Annotated in this window: 12 protein-coding genes; 5 read left to right on the top strand and 7 right to left on the bottom strand. The window is 55.4% G+C overall.

Annotated elements, in window-relative coordinates; translation table 11 throughout:
* Positions 1-338: 338 nt before the first annotated feature.
* Positions 339-3008: a hypothetical protein gene (locus KI787_03510; GenBank protein ID MBV6629000.1), complete on the bottom strand. Its 2670-nt coding sequence runs from the start codon at positions 3006-3008 to the stop codon at positions 339-341.
* Between the two features lie 73 nt (positions 3009-3081).
* Positions 3082-3879, bottom strand: a complete 798-nt coding sequence (locus KI787_03505) for a hypothetical protein (protein ID MBV6628999.1) — start codon at positions 3877-3879, stop codon at positions 3082-3084.
* Positions 3880-4130: 251 nt separating this feature from the next.
* Here KI787_03505 and KI787_03500 point away from each other — a divergent pair, with 251 nt between their 5' ends.
* Both KI787_03500 and KI787_03495 read left to right on the top strand, forming a co-directional pair.
* Entirely contained in the window at positions 4131-6230 is a 2100-nt protein-coding gene (locus tag KI787_03500; GenBank protein MBV6628998.1) for a hypothetical protein, read from the top strand.
* Between the two features lie 1489 nt (positions 6231-7719).
* Positions 7720-8058: a hypothetical protein gene (locus KI787_03495; GenBank protein MBV6628997.1), complete on the top strand. Its 339-nt coding sequence runs from the start codon at positions 7720-7722 to the stop codon at positions 8056-8058.
* 656 nt (positions 8059-8714) lie between these two features.
* Here KI787_03495 and KI787_03490 read toward each other — a convergent pair.
* The 5 genes from KI787_03490 to KI787_03470 form a co-directional block, all read right to left on the bottom strand.
* Positions 8715-10808 (bottom strand): YjbH domain-containing protein, encoded by a 2094-nt coding sequence (locus KI787_03490; GenBank protein ID MBV6628996.1) that lies wholly within the window; start codon positions 10806-10808, stop codon positions 8715-8717.
* 788 nt (positions 10809-11596) lie between these two features.
* The gene (locus KI787_03485) at positions 11597-11872 is read right to left on the bottom strand and encodes a hypothetical protein (GenBank protein MBV6628995.1); all 276 of its coding nucleotides are present in this window, start codon (positions 11870-11872) and stop codon (positions 11597-11599) included.
* Between the two features lie 8 nt (positions 11873-11880).
* Positions 11881-12843, bottom strand: a complete 963-nt coding sequence (locus KI787_03480; GenBank protein MBV6628994.1) for a glycosyltransferase family 2 protein — start codon at positions 12841-12843, stop codon at positions 11881-11883.
* A gap of 5 nt (positions 12844-12848) precedes the next feature.
* Positions 12849-13265 (bottom strand): GtrA family protein, encoded by a 417-nt coding sequence (locus tag KI787_03475; protein ID MBV6628993.1) that lies wholly within the window; start codon positions 13263-13265, stop codon positions 12849-12851.
* A 46-nt stretch (positions 13266-13311) separates the two neighbouring features.
* The gene (locus KI787_03470) at positions 13312-15348 is read right to left on the bottom strand and encodes a hypothetical protein (GenBank protein MBV6628992.1); all 2037 of its coding nucleotides are present in this window, start codon (positions 15346-15348) and stop codon (positions 13312-13314) included.
* A gap of 142 nt (positions 15349-15490) precedes the next feature.
* Between KI787_03470 and rpoZ the strand changes: the two genes are divergently transcribed.
* From rpoZ to KI787_03455, 3 genes are all read left to right on the top strand, one after another.
* The gene (gene rpoZ / locus KI787_03465; GenBank protein ID MBV6628991.1) at positions 15491-15751 is read left to right on the top strand and encodes a DNA-directed RNA polymerase subunit omega; all 261 of its coding nucleotides are present in this window, start codon (positions 15491-15493) and stop codon (positions 15749-15751) included.
* Between the two features lie 506 nt (positions 15752-16257).
* On the top strand, positions 16258-18375 hold the full coding sequence (locus KI787_03460; GenBank protein ID MBV6628990.1) for a bifunctional (p)ppGpp synthetase/guanosine-3',5'-bis(diphosphate) 3'-pyrophosphohydrolase: 2118 nt from the start codon (positions 16258-16260) through the stop codon (positions 18373-18375).
* Between the two features lie 375 nt (positions 18376-18750).
* Positions 18751-19146: a RidA family protein gene (locus tag KI787_03455; protein ID MBV6628989.1), complete on the top strand. Its 396-nt coding sequence runs from the start codon at positions 18751-18753 to the stop codon at positions 19144-19146.
* Positions 19147-19166: the final 20 nt, after the last annotated feature.

The raw sequence follows: 19166 nt of genomic DNA, 5'->3' as shown, positions 1-19166 counted from the left end.
CACAACTGTTAGTGCGCGTGCGAAGCTCGTAAAAAAAAGCCCCGTCATCAAGACGGGGCTAAGCTCAGTTCAATAAGTTCGCGAGGTCGCGATTAACAGCGATTAATCCTCCAGAAGGATAGAGCGCCGGTAACTATGACGTACCGCTGAAGCGTAGTTTCTGCCAGCCGCATTCCCGAAGGTGCGGACTTTCAGGCTGTAGCCTACGGTTGGTAGCCCTTGCAGTATGCCGTCACAGGACGATGTTGGGCCTACTACGCCATCGCAAGCGCCGAATGGGGGTCCCTGTACAACGGTGGCGTTAACTGGGATGACGTTTCCGTCGGCCGGTGTCTCGCCTATAGAAGCCAGCGAGAATGCTTCCACACCCACAAGTAAGGGTTGCCCAAGTTGAGCGCCACAACTTCCGCGACATCAATAGGATTGTAGCCGTCAATAGGGCTGTAGCCGAAGGTGATATCTAACCAGCCAGAGCGGCTATTCCCGTCAAATTGGCTGCTTGCAGGCGCTGGTAGGGGGATATTCGTCTCGCGCATGGCATCTGTGGAATCATCGCCTACCCCACTGGTAATCGGCTGCGATCCAAAGGTGATGGTATTGCTGGCATAGCAAAGATCGGTTTGGAACTGCGGAATAGGACCTGAAAACAGCAAGGATGCTCCTAGCGGTTCGGCGGATGTGCTACCAAAGACTCCAGGCAGGAGAGATATGAAGCTATTAAGGGGACCTGGCGCCGGAGGCAACAGGTATTGCTGACCAGCGCGGTCATACATCGCTCCAAACGATGCATTACAGGAGCGTGCATTGGCTCTCACGCCGCTAGGATTAATGCTGATGTCTGGGAAGAGTAGAAAAGCATCCTCTCCAAGCTCCTGTTTGGGCCCGAAAGGTTCTCTAAACGGCGGGTAGGGCTCTTGTTCGGGCAGATCCACATTTGCACCGATGAGGGTGAAGCTGCCTGTGTCTCCAACGCTAGCGTTTACCACGTTGGCTGTTAGGCGACCCGACAAAATGGTCTCTGGTCGCGAGGTTGATTCCAACAGACCAAGGCCAAACGGAGTTTCGGTAATGGGGCTGGTGCTTCGCGGAGAAATTGCGGAAAAACCTCCCGGCTTTGCAAGCCCCACACCTAGCGGGTCCGCTGCCCCATCCGTGTAGAAAGGCTTGGTTGGCATGCTCACAACCCATTCTGCTGCCGACCCAGGCGCAAACTCCCACTCATTTGTTGCAGCTGAGTGCATGATGGTCAAACTCAGCGCGTCGACCCCGCGTTTGTCCTCCGGCAAATTGAAGCCAGCAGGGGTGGAAAATGCTGGTCGGAGCTCCAGCGTGCGGTTGTTGCTGTCGTCGCTTACCAGTGCAACAGCCGGAAATGCGTCATTGAGAGATGGCTCTAAAGCTTGTGCTGGTGGCAGGGTCCCTTCAGCAAATTCAGCAACCGTGATGAGGTTGCGGCAGCTTCCCAGAGCGTTCAAATCCGCGGAGCTGGAGATGTTTAATCCGAGTGTGTCATTCAGTATTGATGCGAGATTGGTTCCGCCCTCGGAAGGGTCACCTAGGGTTTCCGCGAGGGTCGCCACCAAGTCGCGTACACCACGAAGAATGCCGACGTCGGGGCGTCCTCCGTCAGGTCGCCAATCAAGATAAATGTTAGTGCGCTGGTCACCGCGTGTGATTCCACATGCCGCATTGTCCGCAGGTCGTACACAAGCATCAGTGGCGCCACCCTCGGCCACTGCTCCACAGTCTACCGAAGGGTCAGCAGGCTCCGATGGGGTTAGCAATTCAGAAAGTTGCAGTAAATCGAGTAGCCCTTGCAAGCCGAAGCCAGTCCCGAAGCCGCTTAGCAGTTCTTCGATGACGTTCGTCCCCCCCAACTCAAGTAGCTCGCCGAGGGTCAAAGTGCCGATATCCAGTAGTGGAGAAAGGTCGATATCAACGGGGATGAGAAGCTCGGTCTCAATATCATCATTCAATGCATCAATGAGGAGCTGCTCATCCGCAGCTGCGCTGAGCGGGGCAGCAGGGTTGTAGAAGTTAGCCCAGGTCGTCCCAGGCACCCCGAATTCTGTTCCTTGGCTAGGGTTCAGCATCCGCAGGTTGAACTTGAGGGCGTTTATGGGCTCGCCAAATTGTCGCGCCGTTTCCAAAATGCGTCGGATCCGGCCATTGCTGGCAAGGACGTCCCTGACCTCATCATCAGGACCAAGTATGCCGTCTGCCCCAGGGTCCAGATCACGTTCGGCGCCGGAAAACGCCAGCTCAACAAGATCGCAGTCGTGGTTTTCTATGGCATTACCGATATTAATGCGGCTGCGGGCGGGGTCGAAAATTAAATCCCCATTGGCATCCTCAACCGGAACGAAGCTGTCGCCACTTGAAAAAGGGTCATCGTCTGCGAATGCGAAGCCCATCTCGATGAACTCTATGTATCCTTCGCGCAACCTAGACGTGGTCTGCGGCCCACCGTCATCATTGTCGCCGAGACTTAACACGTTGACCAAAGCAGGGCCTAGAGCGGGCACCTGGTTCAAGACAAACTCGGTATCGAGCCCAACTAAACCTACCGGCTGTAAGAGGAACTGCGAGCTTAAATACCCGGCTGTAAACAGCGGTTGCTCGGACCCGTCGCCAAACCTACGAGGTACTGTGCAGGTTGGCGAGCCATTGGGGCCCGGTTGGTCGATGCCGACGAATACGGTTTCCTCAGGGTTCCCACGTGCGGGTTTTATAACACCGCTAAATACGTCGAATGCGGACAGCGCCACCACAAAGGTCGACGTGAGTCGCCCGTTCATGCTTTCGCGAATGTTGACACGTATCGCGATAGGTACATCGCGAGTATTCGTGATGTTCAAAACGCTAATCCAGCCGTCTTGAACGCTGAAATGTGGCGCTACTGCCACTTCGCCAACGTCGTCGGTGGAAATGTTTACGGCTAGAGCTGTGCTGCTAACGCCGCAAAAAATGCCCGCGACGCAGGCTCGAAGTATGTCTCGGATCGGCATCGCCGGTCTCCCTTTCGTCAGTAGATATGCCCCTTCGCGGAAGAATAGACTGCGTAGCGCTAGAAGGGAAGGATCACAGCCTAGACCGTCTCGCTGACAGCCTGAACATTGTTTGCCTCAGCCACCCAGCTTTGCTTTTCATCGCCGCATGACTCAACTCCGTGTACAGCTCCTTTTGAGCGAGGCTAGGTTGCGGCTCGGAGGTATTCAAAGGCACTCCGCCGGTTTGGTGCCTAAGCTCGGTGGAGTAAAAGTCAGACGTTCTTTGAGCGCTCCAGGGCAGAGCTAATTTCTGAGCTAATACGTGAGCTGTTGCGCGCAAATCACGCTCTTTCCAATCAAAATTCACCAATCCAACGCATCTGTCATGCGCGATTTCTTCAAGCAGCACGCGGTTATAAATTTCCCATAGATGAAACCCCTGCTCGATGCCCATGCTCTTGTCACGACTGTGGAGTGACTTGGCGACGGCAACAGGAGAACGCAATGTCCCGATGGTGCGGATTGAACTAGCGCTGGCCTCCCAAAACGGCAGAGTCAAAAGGGTGCGAGGGTCCTTGAACCCAATTGGACGGCCCTCAGCTTCGACTTCCATCTGCTCAAGAATAGCTACCCCCTCAGCACGATGATCATCACCCCAAGCCGATATAACCCCTTGTTTTGGCGGAGAATCCCAAGAGGCACCGTTGCGTACCAGTAAAGCATCATTAAGCGCCATCACATCTGGGTTTTCACGATTCCCACGCCGATTATGTTTGGACCACTCGTGCACCGTCCCGGAGTAGAGCCCGTAGGTTTGAAGGGTGCCGGCAAGGAAACTGGTCCCGCTTCGGTGCATGCCAAGAACAAGAATCAATGCTGGATCCGTCAAGAAAGTGATACAGTTAGCGAGCGGGTGGGGAGAACCTGCCCCGCAGGGTCCCGTCGTCAGGAATGCATTCTAAAGGAATTGGGCAGGGTCAACTCATATAGTTGACATCCCGCTTTGGAAGGCGATAATGGCGGCGAGACGTGGCAAAACGCTTCATGGCGTGAGGTTTGAGGGGCTCTCAGTCCTCGTTGCCATAAAGTCTGTCCCCGCTGGGGTTTTTTAGTTATTGGGTCTCCAACTTGGGAGTTGTAATGAAAATGAAGAGTAAGGGCTTCGGCTTGGCCGCAACCGCGCTGTCTGCAGCGTTGGCGGCAGGGTCGGCGCAGGCGGTCAACATCTCCACCGACGGTGTCGGTGAGGTGGCAATCGCGCCGTATTACACTGTTAAAAATGGCTGGTTGACGACCATCAACCTGACCAACACCACCAACGAGGCGATTGCGGTCAAAGTGCGTTTCCGTGAGGCGCAGAATAGCCGTGATTCCCTTGACTTCATCGTAGGCTTGTCAGCGTTCGACGTGTTCACTGCAGTTGTGCAAGAGCGCGCGTCTGACAACAAAGCTGTGCTGCTAGTTCGTGACCAAGAAAACGGTGACGGCGAAGCAACCTGCACGGTTCCTGCATCTGTTGCTACTTCCACCACGGGAACCACCCTGTTGGCGGAAGCTTATGGTGGCAACACCAATGGCGCTTTCAGTGAAGAAGTGCGCGGCATCGAAGAAGATGGCGGCCCGATTTCGCTGGACCGCTTGAAAGAAGGTTACATCGAGTTTTTTGTGCTGGGCGCAGATGACATCGAAGACCTGCCTTCTGATTACGATGATCTGAGCACTGCTGACAAGCAAGCTCCTTGGGCCATCGAAGAGCATGACTGTGATTACCTGAACGCAGCTTTCGGTCGCCGCAACGTTGGTCCGAACAACAACGGCTACGGTCCGGTATGGGGCGGAACTGGTAACCCAGGTTTCTACGGCACCGCCGCAGAATTTGGTGAGCCTACCAATGCTCTGAAGTTCAACGTTCGTTTGTTGAACCCAGGTCGTGGTGTTGAAGCCGGTTACGAAGCTACCACTCTGGCTAACTTCTACAACCCTGGTGCTGCTGCACTTGACGGTGCGGTCAACGCTGCTGACAACGCAACCTGCACAGTCAACATTGGCGACCAGCGTGAAGCTAGCGTCGGTGAAGGCCTGGCAGATTGGCAGCCCAACGGCGGTAACAACTCTTGCCAGAACTTCATCGCTGAGCAGGTTACCTACGCGTTCTTGGAGCCATCTCTCAACAACGCTTTCCCTGAAGTAGCAAACTTCTGGGACGACATCTCCAACCAAGCAGCTTCGCTTGCTCCGGCAAACGGCACTGTTGCTGGTGCAAACGTTCCTAACAACGTTCGTGGTGTTGATGCCGTTACAGCTTTGTTGACCCGTCGCAACGTGTTCAACGAATGGGCTTCTGACGGCGTGCCACCGGTTGCTGAAATCACCGACTGGATTGTTACCTTCCCTGTGAAGAACTTCTATGTCGACAGCACCGGTCCAAATGGTTACGGCTCTCAGCAAGCAATCGGCCCAGGCATCTTCGACCGTGACGAAAACGGCGAGTTGGTTGACGGCACCGTTCCTGCTCCGTTTGCCTTCGATCTTGACGGCACCACCGGCGCTGAGTTCAACACCTCCCGTCCGGAGTCGATTTTGGCAGGCACCACGGGCACGCTCCGCGGCTTCGAAACCTTTGTTGTTGAAGACTACTTCGGCATCAACGGCAACGACCAGACGCAATACCGCTTGGCGGATGCTTATGCTCCATTCGAAGAAACCTTCGACGGCGCATCTTGCCTGGAAATTGGTGTGGCCTTGTATGACCGTGCCGAAGAAGAAAACGTTGTTGTCTTCAATGACGACGTAACGGTTTCTCCTTCTCCACCAACGTCTCGCCAGCGTTTCGACCTGTGTAACGAAGTCAACATCATTACCTTCAACAGCAAGTCTGTCCTCCGCTCTGCTGCCAATGACCCGAACTTCTTCGGTCAAGGTGAGCACGATGTGGATACCGTGAACGTTGGTAATAGCGACTTCAACACTACTGCTGGTTGGATGTCCCTGGACCTCAACGAGAGCGGCAACGCCGATCTTGACGTGGTCTTCGCGACTCCTGCTCAGCCAGTTGTTGGCGGCGACACGCCAGACGCAGAAGTTGAAGGCGCACCTGTACTGGGCTTCGTGTTCAAACAGCGTACCTTTGGCCCGGATGCGGCTGAAGCTAACTACGCGAGTGCAATCAACCACAGCTACCTCCGCCGCATCCTCGACGGAGCGGGTAACGTAGTTACGGGTGGCTTCACCACTCCATAACGTAGCGTTCAGCTAAGATGATTGGAGGGCCCCCTCACTTGGTGAGGGGGCCTTTTTTTTGAGCGGCGTAGTAAAAGATCCTAAAGTGAATGTCGATCTACTTGATAGATGTCAGCTCACGTTGAGGCGATAGACATTTCCCGCCGCAAAAGCTTCTATCGAGCAAAGCTTCACTTGCACAGCAATTCAAAGTGCTAACCTAACGCCCGCGCGTAGGCCCCAACCGCTGGGATCAGACTCCATGACGGATGGTGAAGAACGTTTATTGTCGCTCTCAGTCCGGCTGGCAGATTGGTTAAAAAGGCTTGTTGAGGTTAAGGCGTTTCGGCCGTTGAGAGTCGCACTCATGGCTCCATTCGTCTATGCGCCGAGCCGCAACTTCGATGTTCTGCGATGGCGGTCTCGTTACCGATGGTTACCTAGTCCGCGATAGATGAGGTTTAAGGGACGGGGCTTCGTCAGGCTGGTTTGTCGCCTGTGTGTATTGCGACAAGACTGGGAAGTAACGACGCCATTCCACCTGTCCAGAAATAGTCCGGTGAATCTACATCAAGCCACGCATGACTTCATGATTCAACGCCATTTGCTTCAGTAGTACCGTACATTCGAGGCGGTTTGGGGTGGATAGAAGTGCATGAATAGACGGTTAAAGAGCCAAGCCGTGGTTGAGTTAAAGACCATTTGCTGATTCCAAACAAGTATCCTTTAGGCCAAAATACCGGTTATGCGGCACTTCTGGCGATCCACAACATCGAGAATTACCTTTAAGCCCAGTCAGACCGGAGCAAGTCGTGGGTTAATTGTTGTGGCAACTGGATTAGGTGGCTCGTCCATGACAACAGACGGCCCAGGTGTTGCCTATGCTGGCCACCTTGGATACGACACACTTGAACTGGTATCAATAGCCGGGAACAACTTTATAGACTTGCCTTCGGACGTGACCGATGAGCTTTTGGCTTTTCTGAAGTCTCGCGCTGACCTTATTGGGGCCATTGGTTTCTCTGCGGGTTGTCCAATGACCATATGGCTGAGTCGATTCGTCCACTTTCCCGTGCTCGTGTTGAGTGGGCCTATCGCCCACCGTGATGCTGGCTTAGACCGTCGCCTAGGGCGCTACAAAAATGGTTTAGAGTCGATGTTTTGGCCCGATTCTACACAGTCAATATTATGTCGACGGCTTGCAGTCTTGTATGATCCTCACACGCCAGACATTCTGCATGCGGAATCTCTTCTTAAGCTCCATGGCACTCACACTCGTACAGCTCTTCCGTTAAATCACTATGGCCATGGCGTTGCTAGGGTGCTTGACGAGCTTGGACTTGGGAGCGCTCTGTTTGGGCTGCTCTGCAATGACGCTTGCGAGGCAGAGGCACACAAGATACTTGCATCGAGGGCGCGACGGCACAGGTCTGCGACCTACTTGGCAGAACTCGCTGAAAGGGCGTTAGCAAGTGGCCGTCCAAAGGTCGCTGAGCATTGTGTCTCCCTGATGTACCAGAAGCATGCCACTGAACTCCAGATATTCGATGTCCAAGAAGTTCAACAAGCAACACATCGTAGGGCTATGATGCTCAGGCTGAATCTACGGCTAGCCCAGGGTGATCATGCGGACGTCTCAGACTTTGTGAATAGCAGTGTTGTTCCATATTTTGCTGGAATGGCAGATAGCAAAGATCATATCCCCACGACACTTGCTCTGCGGATGATCCGACGGCTCATGGAGCACGGTTACTCTGCTTCGGCTCAGGTGATTCACCAACAACTCGCGCATCGTCGCCTCAACGATCGTCAGAAAGAAGTGCTGGGCAAGCTATTCGGGAATTCCTGAGCTCAGCTTTCAGGACACCAATGTTGACTAGGGTAAACCCACTCAAGGGACGCAAAGCCATTATTAGGGTCGCTGGATCGTGTGTACACAACAGTCGAACCTGACTTTACAACCGTCACGTCCAGGCGTTTCCAGCCTGATGTGCTGTCATATAATGAATACATGAGCGCCTGGCAGTCTGTCACGAACTCACAGTACCTGCTGCACATCTCTGAAGGCATGATTGTGAATTCCTCCATTCGTGTGAGTAGTGTGTCGTTTGTGGTCGTGATGCGTTTGAGTTGGTCGTCCGGCTCAGTAGCTACCGCTTCTTGCAGTCGGTAGGACGAGTGGTTGAAACCATCAACTAACGCGGGTCCGTTGGGTGTTAAACCGTAAACACGGCCGTAGGACCCCATCCACAGGTCACCATAGGGAGTCTTCGGCTCCGCCAATAGCATGGGCGTAATTGTGTCGTCTGACGAAAAGCCTCGTCCTGGTTCAACGATGACAGAGTAGTCCAGGTTCAATGAATCAAAGGTTTCGTTGCTGTAGCGGAATGCCTTATCCGCTGTAGAAGAGGGTGTTCGAGATGCAAGGCGATCAACGAATGCGCATGAACTGACGGTCACGCAGAGGACGCACATAACGAAGAGTCTTTCGATCATGAGGCTGTCCTAATGCGGTTGGGCGAAGCCGACTTCGTCAATGAGGCGGCGGTTGATCTGCAGCTTTTGCGCACCGTCGCGGGTCAGGAAGCGGTAGTCAAGGCTAACCGCCCCACGAGTGGCTCTAGGATCGAAGCCAGAGAATGGAATGGATAAGAAAAAGCCTTTATCGAAACTGCCTTCGCCAAACTCCTCAGCGCTGACATTCGTTTTGCTCGCGAACACCCCGGCGGCAAATCCTGATGCGAAGGTTCTAGAAACACGTAATGTCGCCCCCACATCCTTTGCAAGGTAACGCCCCGCACTCAAATCGACTTGTACGCCTTTATAGGGAGTACGCCAATGGGCGGTGACATGGCCTGTGGCGACGCTGTAGTCCAAGAAGCTGAAGCGTTGGTCGAAATCTCGTTGTCGTACGTAGGCGATGTCGGCGCTGACCGCGAAACGCGAACCAAAAGGATTGTATAGCGCTTCAAAGTAAGCTCCGCCAAACATTTCCTCCAATATGCCCGCCGCAAATTTAAAGTAGAAAGGTTTCGGGCCTTTAATAAATGAGTTCCACTCTAAGGTTTCGAGGTAGGCCGCGCCGGACGTTGATTGATACCGCTCTAGTTGGGACCTGACATTGGGTAGAACACTGGTATTGCGTGGCTGCACATTGTCTAATGAGCCAAAAACTCGGATGCCAAGAGTTGATGAAACGCTATGGTTACGTGTCAATTGCAGTCGAACGCCAGGTTTAATTTGCACGTCGGTGAGGAAGAATCCGTCTAGGCCGCCGATATTAGAGCGCAGCGCAGGGGTGAGTTGCGTTGAGAGTGTTGGATATTTCAATAAGGACTGCGTTTGTAATCTAGGCACGCTATCCTGCTTAGGGATTTCGGCGTCAGTAATGTCCACTCGGTCGTGCAGTTCAACCCAAGAGATGTCGCCCCTATTGTGCGCTTCAACCTCTTCTCGATCGAATACGACTTTGCCTACGGGCATTCCCGCGCGTACGCTATTTACCGTGACGCCCTCGAGCGCAGGGAAAGCGAAGAAGGTCAGTCTGGCGGCCGCAAGTCCGTCCTCTAAAAATCGCCCTGAACCTTCCATCGCCACTTCAAGTTCGGCCTGTGTACTGGAGAGAGCAATTGTGTGGGGAGGGACGTTGAAGTTCCACATGGCATCTTGCCACTGACTCACGTCGTTCTTTCTCTGAACTGGCTCCAGGTACATGCTGGGGAGGGGCTGGCGAGCAACAATCCGCTGGCTGCGGAAGTTTGAGTGAAAGCGTAGGCCAATGGCTAAAGTGTCGCCGCGCACATAACTCGCCGTCAGGTCGACGCCTGGCCGCATGCGCCAGCGGACGCCGAAATTGAGCCTAGTGTGGGATATGATTCGGTCGAAGGCAGGCTCGTTATTACTAGTGCGGGTGTTTCCCACACCGTTGTCGTAGGTGTTGCCATCCCATTCAGCAACGACGGCCCAGCGGCGCGTGGGGCTACGCCAAGCAACAGAACCAAACAGCCCTACACTTGGTCCGGAGAACCAATTGTCGGCGATAAGTGTTCCGCCCTCGCTGACACCATCAAAGCCCTGACGAGGCTCCGCCAATGAAGCTGCGATCTCGGCCGCGGGATTGTCAAAATCCCCCGACTGTCCGAGTCGACCCCAACCAATGCCTAGGCTGTAGGTGAAACTCTGAATAGATTTGGTCGCAACTAAGTACTCAGAACTGAAGAAACCAGTACCAGCGAGGTCAAGTAATCCGATAGCGATGCCGGGGCGCCACTTCGTTTCACTAATGGGGCGGAGAACAACGTCGAAACCTTTGTCCTTGTAGGACTGGTCAACTCCGCGTCCGTAGGGCCTATCGTCGATGGCGGTATAACGTGCGGCGAAATTTAACCAAGGGAAAACCTGCATTCCCAAGGACAAGTTCCGGTACGGTAGCTCATGTGCCAAAGAGAAACTCACCGTTCCCTCGTCTGGCATTGTCGCAACAGGTGTTTGCAGCCAGCCAGGCGCTCCGTACAACATTGCGCCCACGTCCGCATAAGACCCAGCAAACGCCGCTAAAGAGTGGCCAAGAAGTGCAAGAGCTAATGCACTACGCCGCATAGTTGAAACTCAATAGTTTCCGAGTCGAAAAGTACGACTCGGGTCATTACTTACTGCAAAAAAAAGGCCGGAGACCCGGCCTTTTTCTTTCGTGTTGAACCTACCGCGTGCCAGATGCAGACGTTGAGGTAGAGGTCGTCGTCGTCGTCGTCGTTGTAGTCGTAGTGGTAGTCGACGGCGGCGGCTGCAATGTTGGGCTTGGCGTAACCGTTGGAGTTGGCGTAACCGTTGGGGTTGGCGTAACCGTTGGGGTTGGCGTAACCGTCGGAGTTGGCGTGACCGTTGGGGTTGGCGTAACTGTCGGCGTCACCGTTGGTCCGGGAGCACGGCCATCAGAATCATCATCTGAGAGGATCACGATACCAAAACCCAGAACACCAGAAAGAATGGCGACGAGCTCAGCCTGGCTAAGTCCCAGAAGACTGGTTTGAGCAGCAACGGCTCCCGAACCCTGCATCGCTGCGAGTAGCGCATTAGCGCCTGAGCGCGTTACAAAGTAGCCCTGAGCGCTTTGGGTCATATAACCCGCCTCTAATGCGCTTTCCACAGGCATGCCGAGCTCGCTTGCCACAGATTGAGCCTGGGCAAGAGTGAGTGCGCTCGACTGAGCGGCTTGCGCTTGCGTTGTCCAAACTGGGCCAACTACCAATGCCGGAGCAACTCCAAGCGCTACGGATAGCGCCAATGCTGTCCTCGTTTTCATTCAGGAACCTTCCCCAATGCGTTGTTCTAACGTAAGTCTAGGTGATGTGGGCTGGCTTGTCGACAAACAAACCCGTAAATAAGTTCTAGTTGTCAGGCGCAATCGCCGACTTGGCGTCCTCAGCTGATTGTGTTGCAGGCTTCTTGGTCAGCACGTCACCAATGACAGCCCCGCCGCCACTGAACATCAGCAACAGCTGCGTGCCAACCTTGGCTAATGGTGATGCAACCCCGTTGGGGCCGGCAAACCCATATCCTACAAGCACAGTATGTGCCACATCGCGCTGAGCGTAGAAGCCTTCGATGCCGTAATCGCGCAAGGATTTGCGCTCATCGGCCGCCATGGCGGAGGCTGACATCATGAATACCGTTACGCCGATGAATCTGCGCTGTGCTCTGCGGCTTTGCATACGTAAAGCGGACGTCCTTTCACTTCATTGTAGATCCTCCCGATGTATTCGCCGAGGATTCCGATGGTCAATAGCTGTACGCCAGAGGAGAACAAAATTGTAACTGCTAGCGTAGGGAAACCCCTAACAGGGTCCCCGTAGATCAGCGTTTTGCAGATGATGTAGACGCCAAAGGCAAATGCCGAGAGCGCGGCAACACAGCCAGCTATCGTCGCAAGCTTTAGCGGCGCAGTGGAGAAAGAGGTAATACCGTTGATTGCAAGCCCAAGCAAGCTGAAGAAGTTGAACTTGCTCAGGCCGCGCGCTCTTGGTTCGCGCTGATAGGGGAGGAATACTCTTTTATAGCCAACCCAATCGAAAATTCCCTTCATGAACCGGTTCTGTTCGCGCAGCTGCTTGATCGCGTCTACCGCCTCTCGCGAGAACAAACGAAAATCCCCCGTTCCTGATGTGAGAGTGACATTGGCGCGGATCCTGCGCATAAACCAGTAAAACGCCTCGGAGAAGAAGACCTTGGACGCTGTTTCTCCAGGACGGGCTGTGCGCTGCGGTATGACAACGTCGAAGCCCTCATTCGCTAATGCCCACATCTTTGGCAGGAGTTCCGGCGGGTCTTGAAGGTCGGCATCAATGATCAGCACGCGATCACCACGGCAGTGATCCAAGCCAGCTGTCATGGCGGCCTCTTTGCCGAAATTGCGGGACAGCACCAGTAGACGTATTCGAGAGTCTTGTTTTTGCAGTATGGATACACGCTTGGCGCTATCGTCACGCGATCCATCGTCAACAAACACTATTTCGGTCCGTACTTCCGGCATTCCGGCGAGCACGGAGCTAAGCCGCTTCCAGAAGAGGCTTAGCACACTGGCTTCGTTGTACATTGGAACAACGACGCTGAGGTCTGGTTGTTGCGCTAATGCCATACGCGTTACTCGCTTTCCTTTGCCAACAGTGGTTTGTTAAACACCCACAGTTTGGCCAGAGCGTAGTTGCAGATGAGCGCGCCACATGTCGCGAAAACCTGCGCACCCAGCCAATGCCAGTTCCACAGTAAACCGAGGGCCATTAATAGGGCGTTCATCATAAACCCTGCGCCCGCTGCGGCAACGAAGCGTAGAAAAGCTCGCGGGCCCCGCGGGCTACCTGCGAAGGTCACTCGGGCATGGAGATGATAATTAACAACTAAGCCCGTGCTCGCACCTGCTATAGAACCCAGCCATGCCGCCTCTGGGCTGCGCTGAACAACCAGGTAGAGAACGAGATAGTGCGCAAGCGTGCCTAAGCCACTCATGAATAGAAATACGAAGGGCTGGCGCATCTTCGCCTTAGTTGCGGGTGTGTCCACGCCTCAGTCCAGGTTCCCGCTCCAGGTCATCATTCGCTTGCCCGCGTCACGGAAGTCTTTTCCACACGCCAACCGGGCAATCACCCCAGTCAGCGGTGCGTTGGAAGCTGTAGCCTGTTTTGAGGGTAGTGTCGACTCTCAGGAATCCACTTCGGCCGCCGCCCTCGCGACAATCTCGAGGTGTCCATAAGATATAGCGAATACCTCGGCTGATGGCCCACTGGTCCGCCGCTTCTAGGCTTCCGGAATAGAGTTTTTCGATAGCTTCGCGGCGTATGCCGACTTCGTTCATGCCGCCACGCCACGTGTATTGGTGGTCCGGCCAACCCAGATAAATAGCTTTTTCGGCCCACATCGACAGCGCGCCAGAATCGTCGTAGGCGTTTGCGCGTACGGCTTCAAGTGCGATCCCGGGCGGGAGGTGGCGCAGGTGGTCGATTATCGATTTGTTCGCAGCATCGCGCGTGTAGATATGATCGCCTTGAATCTTGCCCACATCATCCCCGGTGTGCAGCAGTAGTTGATTCAGCAAGGGAATGGCGCTGGCCAGTAGTAGGCCCACAATGGCGTAACTCAGGCGGCGTAGCCAGAGCTGCTGGGCGTTCAGCAGGCTGATAAGGCCGCCGATGAGGCCAAGGGTCCAGGTCCAGTTCCACCACTTGAGGGCAGAGTTGGTGCGCTCGTAAGTGTTGACTGATAAGTCGTTCATGTAGAACACGGCGTTGAAGAGCAGCAGCACCAATGTGGAAGCGGCGATGAACCCTCCAATTTGGCGTAAGCGTTGTTGCCAGAGGCTGAGTGCGATAAGCACATACAGTGGCCAAAACTGGATGATGTAGGGCCAGATGCTGCCTCGATATTCCCAGGGCACTAAGCGCATGCCCACATTCAGGCTGCGTCCAGCAAGTCCCTGTAACACGGGGAAGAAGATGACGAGGCTGAGTGCTGCGCCTGCACTCATCCAGGCAAGGCGATGCAATGTGGCATGTGTGCTGCGGTCTCGCCAATACGTCCATAAGAACCAAAGGCCCGTGACCATCACCATATGCGGGAATAGCCAGGAGTTGCTGGCGAGCATGGTGAGGGGTAGGGCGCCTAACAACATCAGCAGTGCCGGCTGCCCTAGTGGCAGTGCCTCAGATTCCGGCTGGGGACGGCTCAATATCCACAGGGCGCCCAACAGCACCATCAACAGCAAAAATCCGCTCAGCGTGGGATGGAAGTCACCGAGAAAGATTTGGTAGGCAAAGTACTCCAGTGGTTGCTCGGGCGGTAGCTGAGGGCTGTTAAAAGGATTGGGTTGGCCAAGAATTTTGTAGAAGGCTTGGCCGTTAAAGCGCGCTTCGGTGGTGAGTGCGATGAATGCGGCGTTTTGTCCCTGTCCGAGCTTGAGGTAGTGCCATATCACGCTGACGAGGCCTGCGCCCGTGCCGGCAAAGCCCATAACCAGTGGCAGGACCCATGCCATGGTGTGTTGCCTTAAGGCGAGACGGCCCAGGCTAAAGGCCGCATACAAGGTGCTGGCCACGAAGAATACGAATCCACATTGATACAAGAGCCCTGCTGAGAGGTTCAGCATGCGGCCAGGCAGGCTCATGAGGTAGTACTGCAGCGGGTAGTAAAAGTCGAACTTATAAGGAGGCAGCCAGCGATCAGTGGCCGGCAGACCATCGGCGAATAAGAAGTTCTGTAGGAACAGTAAATTGGTGAGCTTTTCCGATGAGGCGTAGAGGCTAGGGAAAGCAACCCGCCAAAGCAGCGGCCACATGAGGCAAAGCAGGGCGACACACACCGCCAAGGGCGTGCGTATGCCCAAAGTTTCCAACCACTTCTGGCTAGGCTGAGCCAAGCTGCTGCGCTGCGTCCACAGCGCGCTTAGGGCAAAAGTGGCCCAGAGGATCCAGAGCGCGACGGGACTAAGCCGCAGCAGATGTTCCAGCGCATATAGAAGTGCTGCGGCCACGATCACTAGCGCTGCGGTGCCGCCGGGTAGCTCCGGCCATAGCTGTGCCGCCCAAAGACGAAAGGGCAGCAAGAGCAGGGCGCCCATGGCAATCAGGGCAAGAATAAAAATGATGGTCATGGCAGGCCTGTGCGCGGTGTCCGAGGCGCAGCCTTATGCAACAGCAGCATCAGCGAACGGCTCGGCGGTGTCCCAAGTGCTGTTCAAGTCTATCAGTGAATTGTTATACTTCTAAGTTGTTGTTTAAGAGCTCCGAGCGCCCATGGCCCGTGTAACCGTTGAAGATTGCCTGAAGCACATCCCTAATCAGTTTGACCTGACTTTGGCTGCTTCCCGCCGCGCTCGCGCCCTGGCCCGCGGCGCACACTCGCAGCTGAAGTGGGAGCACGACAAGTCCACTGTCGTGTCTCTGCGCGAAATTGCTGAGAAATTGGTGGGTGTAGAAGTGCTCGAAGAAGAAGAGTTGCCTCCTCTGCCTACTATCCGCGTGGATACTAGCAACATCGAAATCGGTAGCGACTGAGTCAAGCACTCCGACAGCGATTTTTGAAAACGGCCCCATCGGGGCCGTTTTTGTTTGCGGCACTTCAGTCGGCCAAATACTGCGCCAACGCTTTGGCTCAAGGTGCCCAAGTTTCGTGGGAATCCTGAGCAGGCAGCCAGCCGGCCATTGCCTTCAAGAGTTGTGGGCTTTGGACGCTCAGAATCAATTGCTGGGCTGCGCACTCAATCCACCGGCGGCGCTCGTCAGTTAACAGCCAAGGTCTCAGGTGTGCGTTAAGTCATACGGATGTTGCGCTCCAGCAACGGGTCTTTGGTTTTACTCACAGGTGCCGTTAGCGCTCCCTTAATGTGCAGGGCAGAGGCTCTTCAGGCCAAGTTGAGCTGGGGTTTTAACGGCGCAAATCCTGCAGGTGCCAAGAACAGGCTGTAGGCACTACACTGCAAGGCGTGGAAATACCCGTTTTTACAAAGCTCAAAACCACACTGCGCACGCAGAGGATTGATCGCGCTTATGGCATTGGCACCCTGTGCCAGCAGCTCGAGTCCTACCTGCCGGATGAAGATATCGAGCTGGTTCGGCGCGCGCATGACTACGGCGCTGCCGCGCACCGTGGGCAGTTTCGCAAAAGCGGTGAAGCCTACATCTACCACCCTCTTGCGGTCGCGCGCATTCTGGCTGATATGCGGCTGGATGCGACGACGATTGCCGCCGCCATTCTCCATGACGTCATAGAAGACACCGAGGCCGCTGCTTCTGAAGTGGAGGCCCGCTTCGGTAAGGACGTAGAGCACATCGTGGAAGGCGTGTCCAAAATGGACAAGGCGTCCGACCTCAGTCGAGAAATGGCCCAGGCGCGCAACTTGCGCAAGCTGCTGCTGGCCATGACGGACGACATTCGTGTGATCTTGGTCAAGCTGGCGGATCGCTTGCACAACATGCGCACCCTGGGCGCCATGGCGGCTCCCAAACGGCGGCGGATTTCCCGCGAGACTTTGGAGATCTACGCGCCGATTGCGCAGCGCCTGGGGATTCAGTCCATGCGCAATGAGCTGGAAGATCTGGGTTTTTCAAACCTGTATCCGGTGCGCTACCGCGTGCTCAAAGAGCAGGTGGAGCAGTTATCGAACAAGCGCAAAAACCTCATTCGCGAAGTCGAGGCTCGCATCGAGAAGGCCTTGGCGCGAGAGGGCATTGGGGCCTCCGTGGTGGGCCGGCGCAAGAACTTGTACTCCCTGTATCGCAAGATGCGGCGCAAGCACCTGCGCTTTATGGATGTGATGGACCTCTATGGCTTTAGGGTCATCGTAGAGAGCGACGATGCTTGCTATCGCGCCTTGGGCGTGGTCCATAGCGTGTATCGCCCCTTGCCGCAGCTCTTCGATGACTACATCGCCAATCCCAAGGTCAACGGCTATCAAAGCCTGCACACCACCTTAGTGGGGCCCAAAGGCGTGCGGATTGAGGTGCAAATTCGCACGCGGGAGATGAACCAGGTGGCGGAGGCTGGTGTGGCCGCCCATTGGCTCTACAAATTGGATTCGCGTAACTCGCGGCTGGTGGCTCCGCAGCAGCGGGCACGGGACTGGCTGGATAACTTGATGACCTTGCATCAACAAACGGCCGACCCTGAAGACTTTGTCGAGAACGTGCGGGTCGATCTGTTCCCAGACGAAATCTATGTATTTTCTCCGCGCGGCCAGATTGTGCGCTTGCCCAAATCGGCCACGCCGGTGGACTACGCCTATGCCATTCACACCGAGTTGGGCAACCAATGTGTTGCTGCGAGGGTTGATGGTCAGCTAGCCTCCTTAGCGACGCCACTACAGAACGGTCAGCGTGTGGAGGTCATCACGGCCAAGCGCCAGCAGCCCAATGCGGTCTGGCTGAATACCGTGCGTACGGCCAAAGCGCGCAGCGCCATCCTGCACAAGCTGCGTCATCAGCGCGAGGATGAGGCGCGCAAGCTGGGTCGGCGGTTGTTGGAAATGGCTTTGCGTCAGCTCGGCGCTGACGTGAAATCAATTGGACGCGATCAACTCGATGCGGTGTTGAAAAGCTTGGACTTAGCCAGTATGGATGCGCTCTATGCTGAGATCGGTCGTGGTCGACGACTGGCCCAGGTGGTTGCCCGTCAGCTCATCGCAGCCGACCCACGTGATCCTCACCCTGAGGCCGCGCCTCTGGCGGTCACCGGCACCGAAGGCATGGTGTTGGAGTTTGCCAAATGCTGTCGGCCCATACCTGGAGATGCCATCCGCGGCAAACTTTCCTCTGGGCGCGGCATTGTGATCCACCGTCAGAATTGCACTCACAGCGACCCCAAGGGACGTGATGCGCGTGATGTGGTGGATGTGGTGTGGTCGGATGAGGTGCAAGGAGAGTACCCCGTGGAAATTCTGATCCACTCCACCAACCGGCGCGGAATGCTCGCTGCGGTGGCCACGGCGGCTGCAGATGCAGAGTCTAGTGTGGAGCGGGTGAATCTTTATGACCGTAGCGGGGACTTCACCGAGTTTCAGATTCTCTGCACCATCAAAAGCCGCACCCACCTAGCCCAAGTACTGAGAAACTTACGCCGCATTAAAGATGTCGCCAAAGTCGAGCGAGGGCCCATAGACCCGAGCCGGAGGGTACGGAGTTAACAGGGTGTTATGCCGCTTCCACTGACATTGCTCACGCAATAAACACACTCCGCCTTAGGGACATGCTGAAGAAATCCGCGAGCGAAGCAAGGTGGCTCGCCGCCGGAGCGCAGACCGGTTTGACCGGATCAAACCGGCGCGTAGCCCGCAGGGGTGAGCCGCATGGACGCGGCGAACAACCCGCAGCATATGGACGATATGTGAGGAGTACGACCAATCGGCAGGACGGCCGATTGAGACCGCGCAGCGGCCGCCTGCGGCGAGGGACAGGGATGTCCCGAGTCAGCACCGCCGAAGAGCCAGATTGCGAGCACAGCGATTTATTCGGCATTTCCTTAGGTCACAATGGTGACTTGTTTCTGACTTGATACATCTATGACCCAACATCGCGCCATTCAAACCGACAAGGCCCCGGCGGCTATTGGTCCTTACTCGCAGGCTGTGCAGGCGGGCAATACCCTCTATCTCAGTGGGCAAATTCCTTTAGACCCGACGACGATGGAGCTGATCCCTAGCGCCGATTTTGCCGAGCACGCCCGCCAAGTGTTCAAGAATTTGGCTGCAGTCTTGGACGCGGCCGGTTTGAGCTTGGAGGATGTGGTGAAGCTGAATCTGTACTTGGTTGATCTGGGGCAGTTCGCCGCAGTGAACGCGGTGATGGAAGAGTTCTTCAGTCAGCCTTTCCCCGCGCGGGCCGCGATTGGCGTGGCCAGCCTGCCCAAAGGCGCCGTGGTTGAGGCAGATGCCATAGCAGTCGTTCCCACCGCCTAATCGGTGGGCTTTGAGTCGCC

Origin of the sequence: Oceanococcus sp. HetDA_MAG_MS8, from assembly GCA_019192445.1 — a bacterium.
Taxonomy (GTDB): domain Bacteria; phylum Pseudomonadota; class Gammaproteobacteria; order Nevskiales; family Oceanococcaceae; genus MS8.
This window is presented reverse-complemented; position numbering and strand designations above follow the sequence as displayed.

Excerpts from the sequence above, each read along its gene's own strand:
- KI787_03510 (MBV6629000.1), bottom strand. The coding sequence starts at position 3,008 with ATGCCGATCCGAGACATACTTCGAGCCTGCGTCGCGGGCATTTTTTGC.
- KI787_03500 (MBV6628998.1), top strand. The coding sequence starts at position 4,131 with ATGAAAATGAAGAGTAAGGGCTTCGGCTTGGCCGCAACCGCGCTGTCT.
- KI787_03495 (MBV6628997.1), top strand. The coding sequence starts at position 7,720 with ATGTACCAGAAGCATGCCACTGAACTCCAGATATTCGATGTCCAAGAA.
- KI787_03490 (MBV6628996.1), bottom strand. The coding sequence starts at position 10,808 with ATGCGGCGTAGTGCATTAGCTCTTGCACTTCTTGGCCACTCTTTAGCG.
- KI787_03485 (MBV6628995.1), bottom strand. The coding sequence starts at position 11,872 with ATGATGTCAGCCTCCGCCATGGCGGCCGATGAGCGCAAATCCTTGCGC.
- KI787_03480 (MBV6628994.1), bottom strand. The coding sequence starts at position 12,843 with ATGGCATTAGCGCAACAACCAGACCTCAGCGTCGTTGTTCCAATGTAC.
- KI787_03470 (MBV6628992.1), bottom strand. The coding sequence starts at position 15,348 with ATGACCATCATTTTTATTCTTGCCCTGATTGCCATGGGCGCCCTGCTC.
- rpoZ (MBV6628991.1), top strand. The coding sequence starts at position 15,491 with ATGGCCCGTGTAACCGTTGAAGATTGCCTGAAGCACATCCCTAATCAG.
- KI787_03455 (MBV6628989.1), top strand. The coding sequence starts at position 18,751 with ATGACCCAACATCGCGCCATTCAAACCGACAAGGCCCCGGCGGCTATT.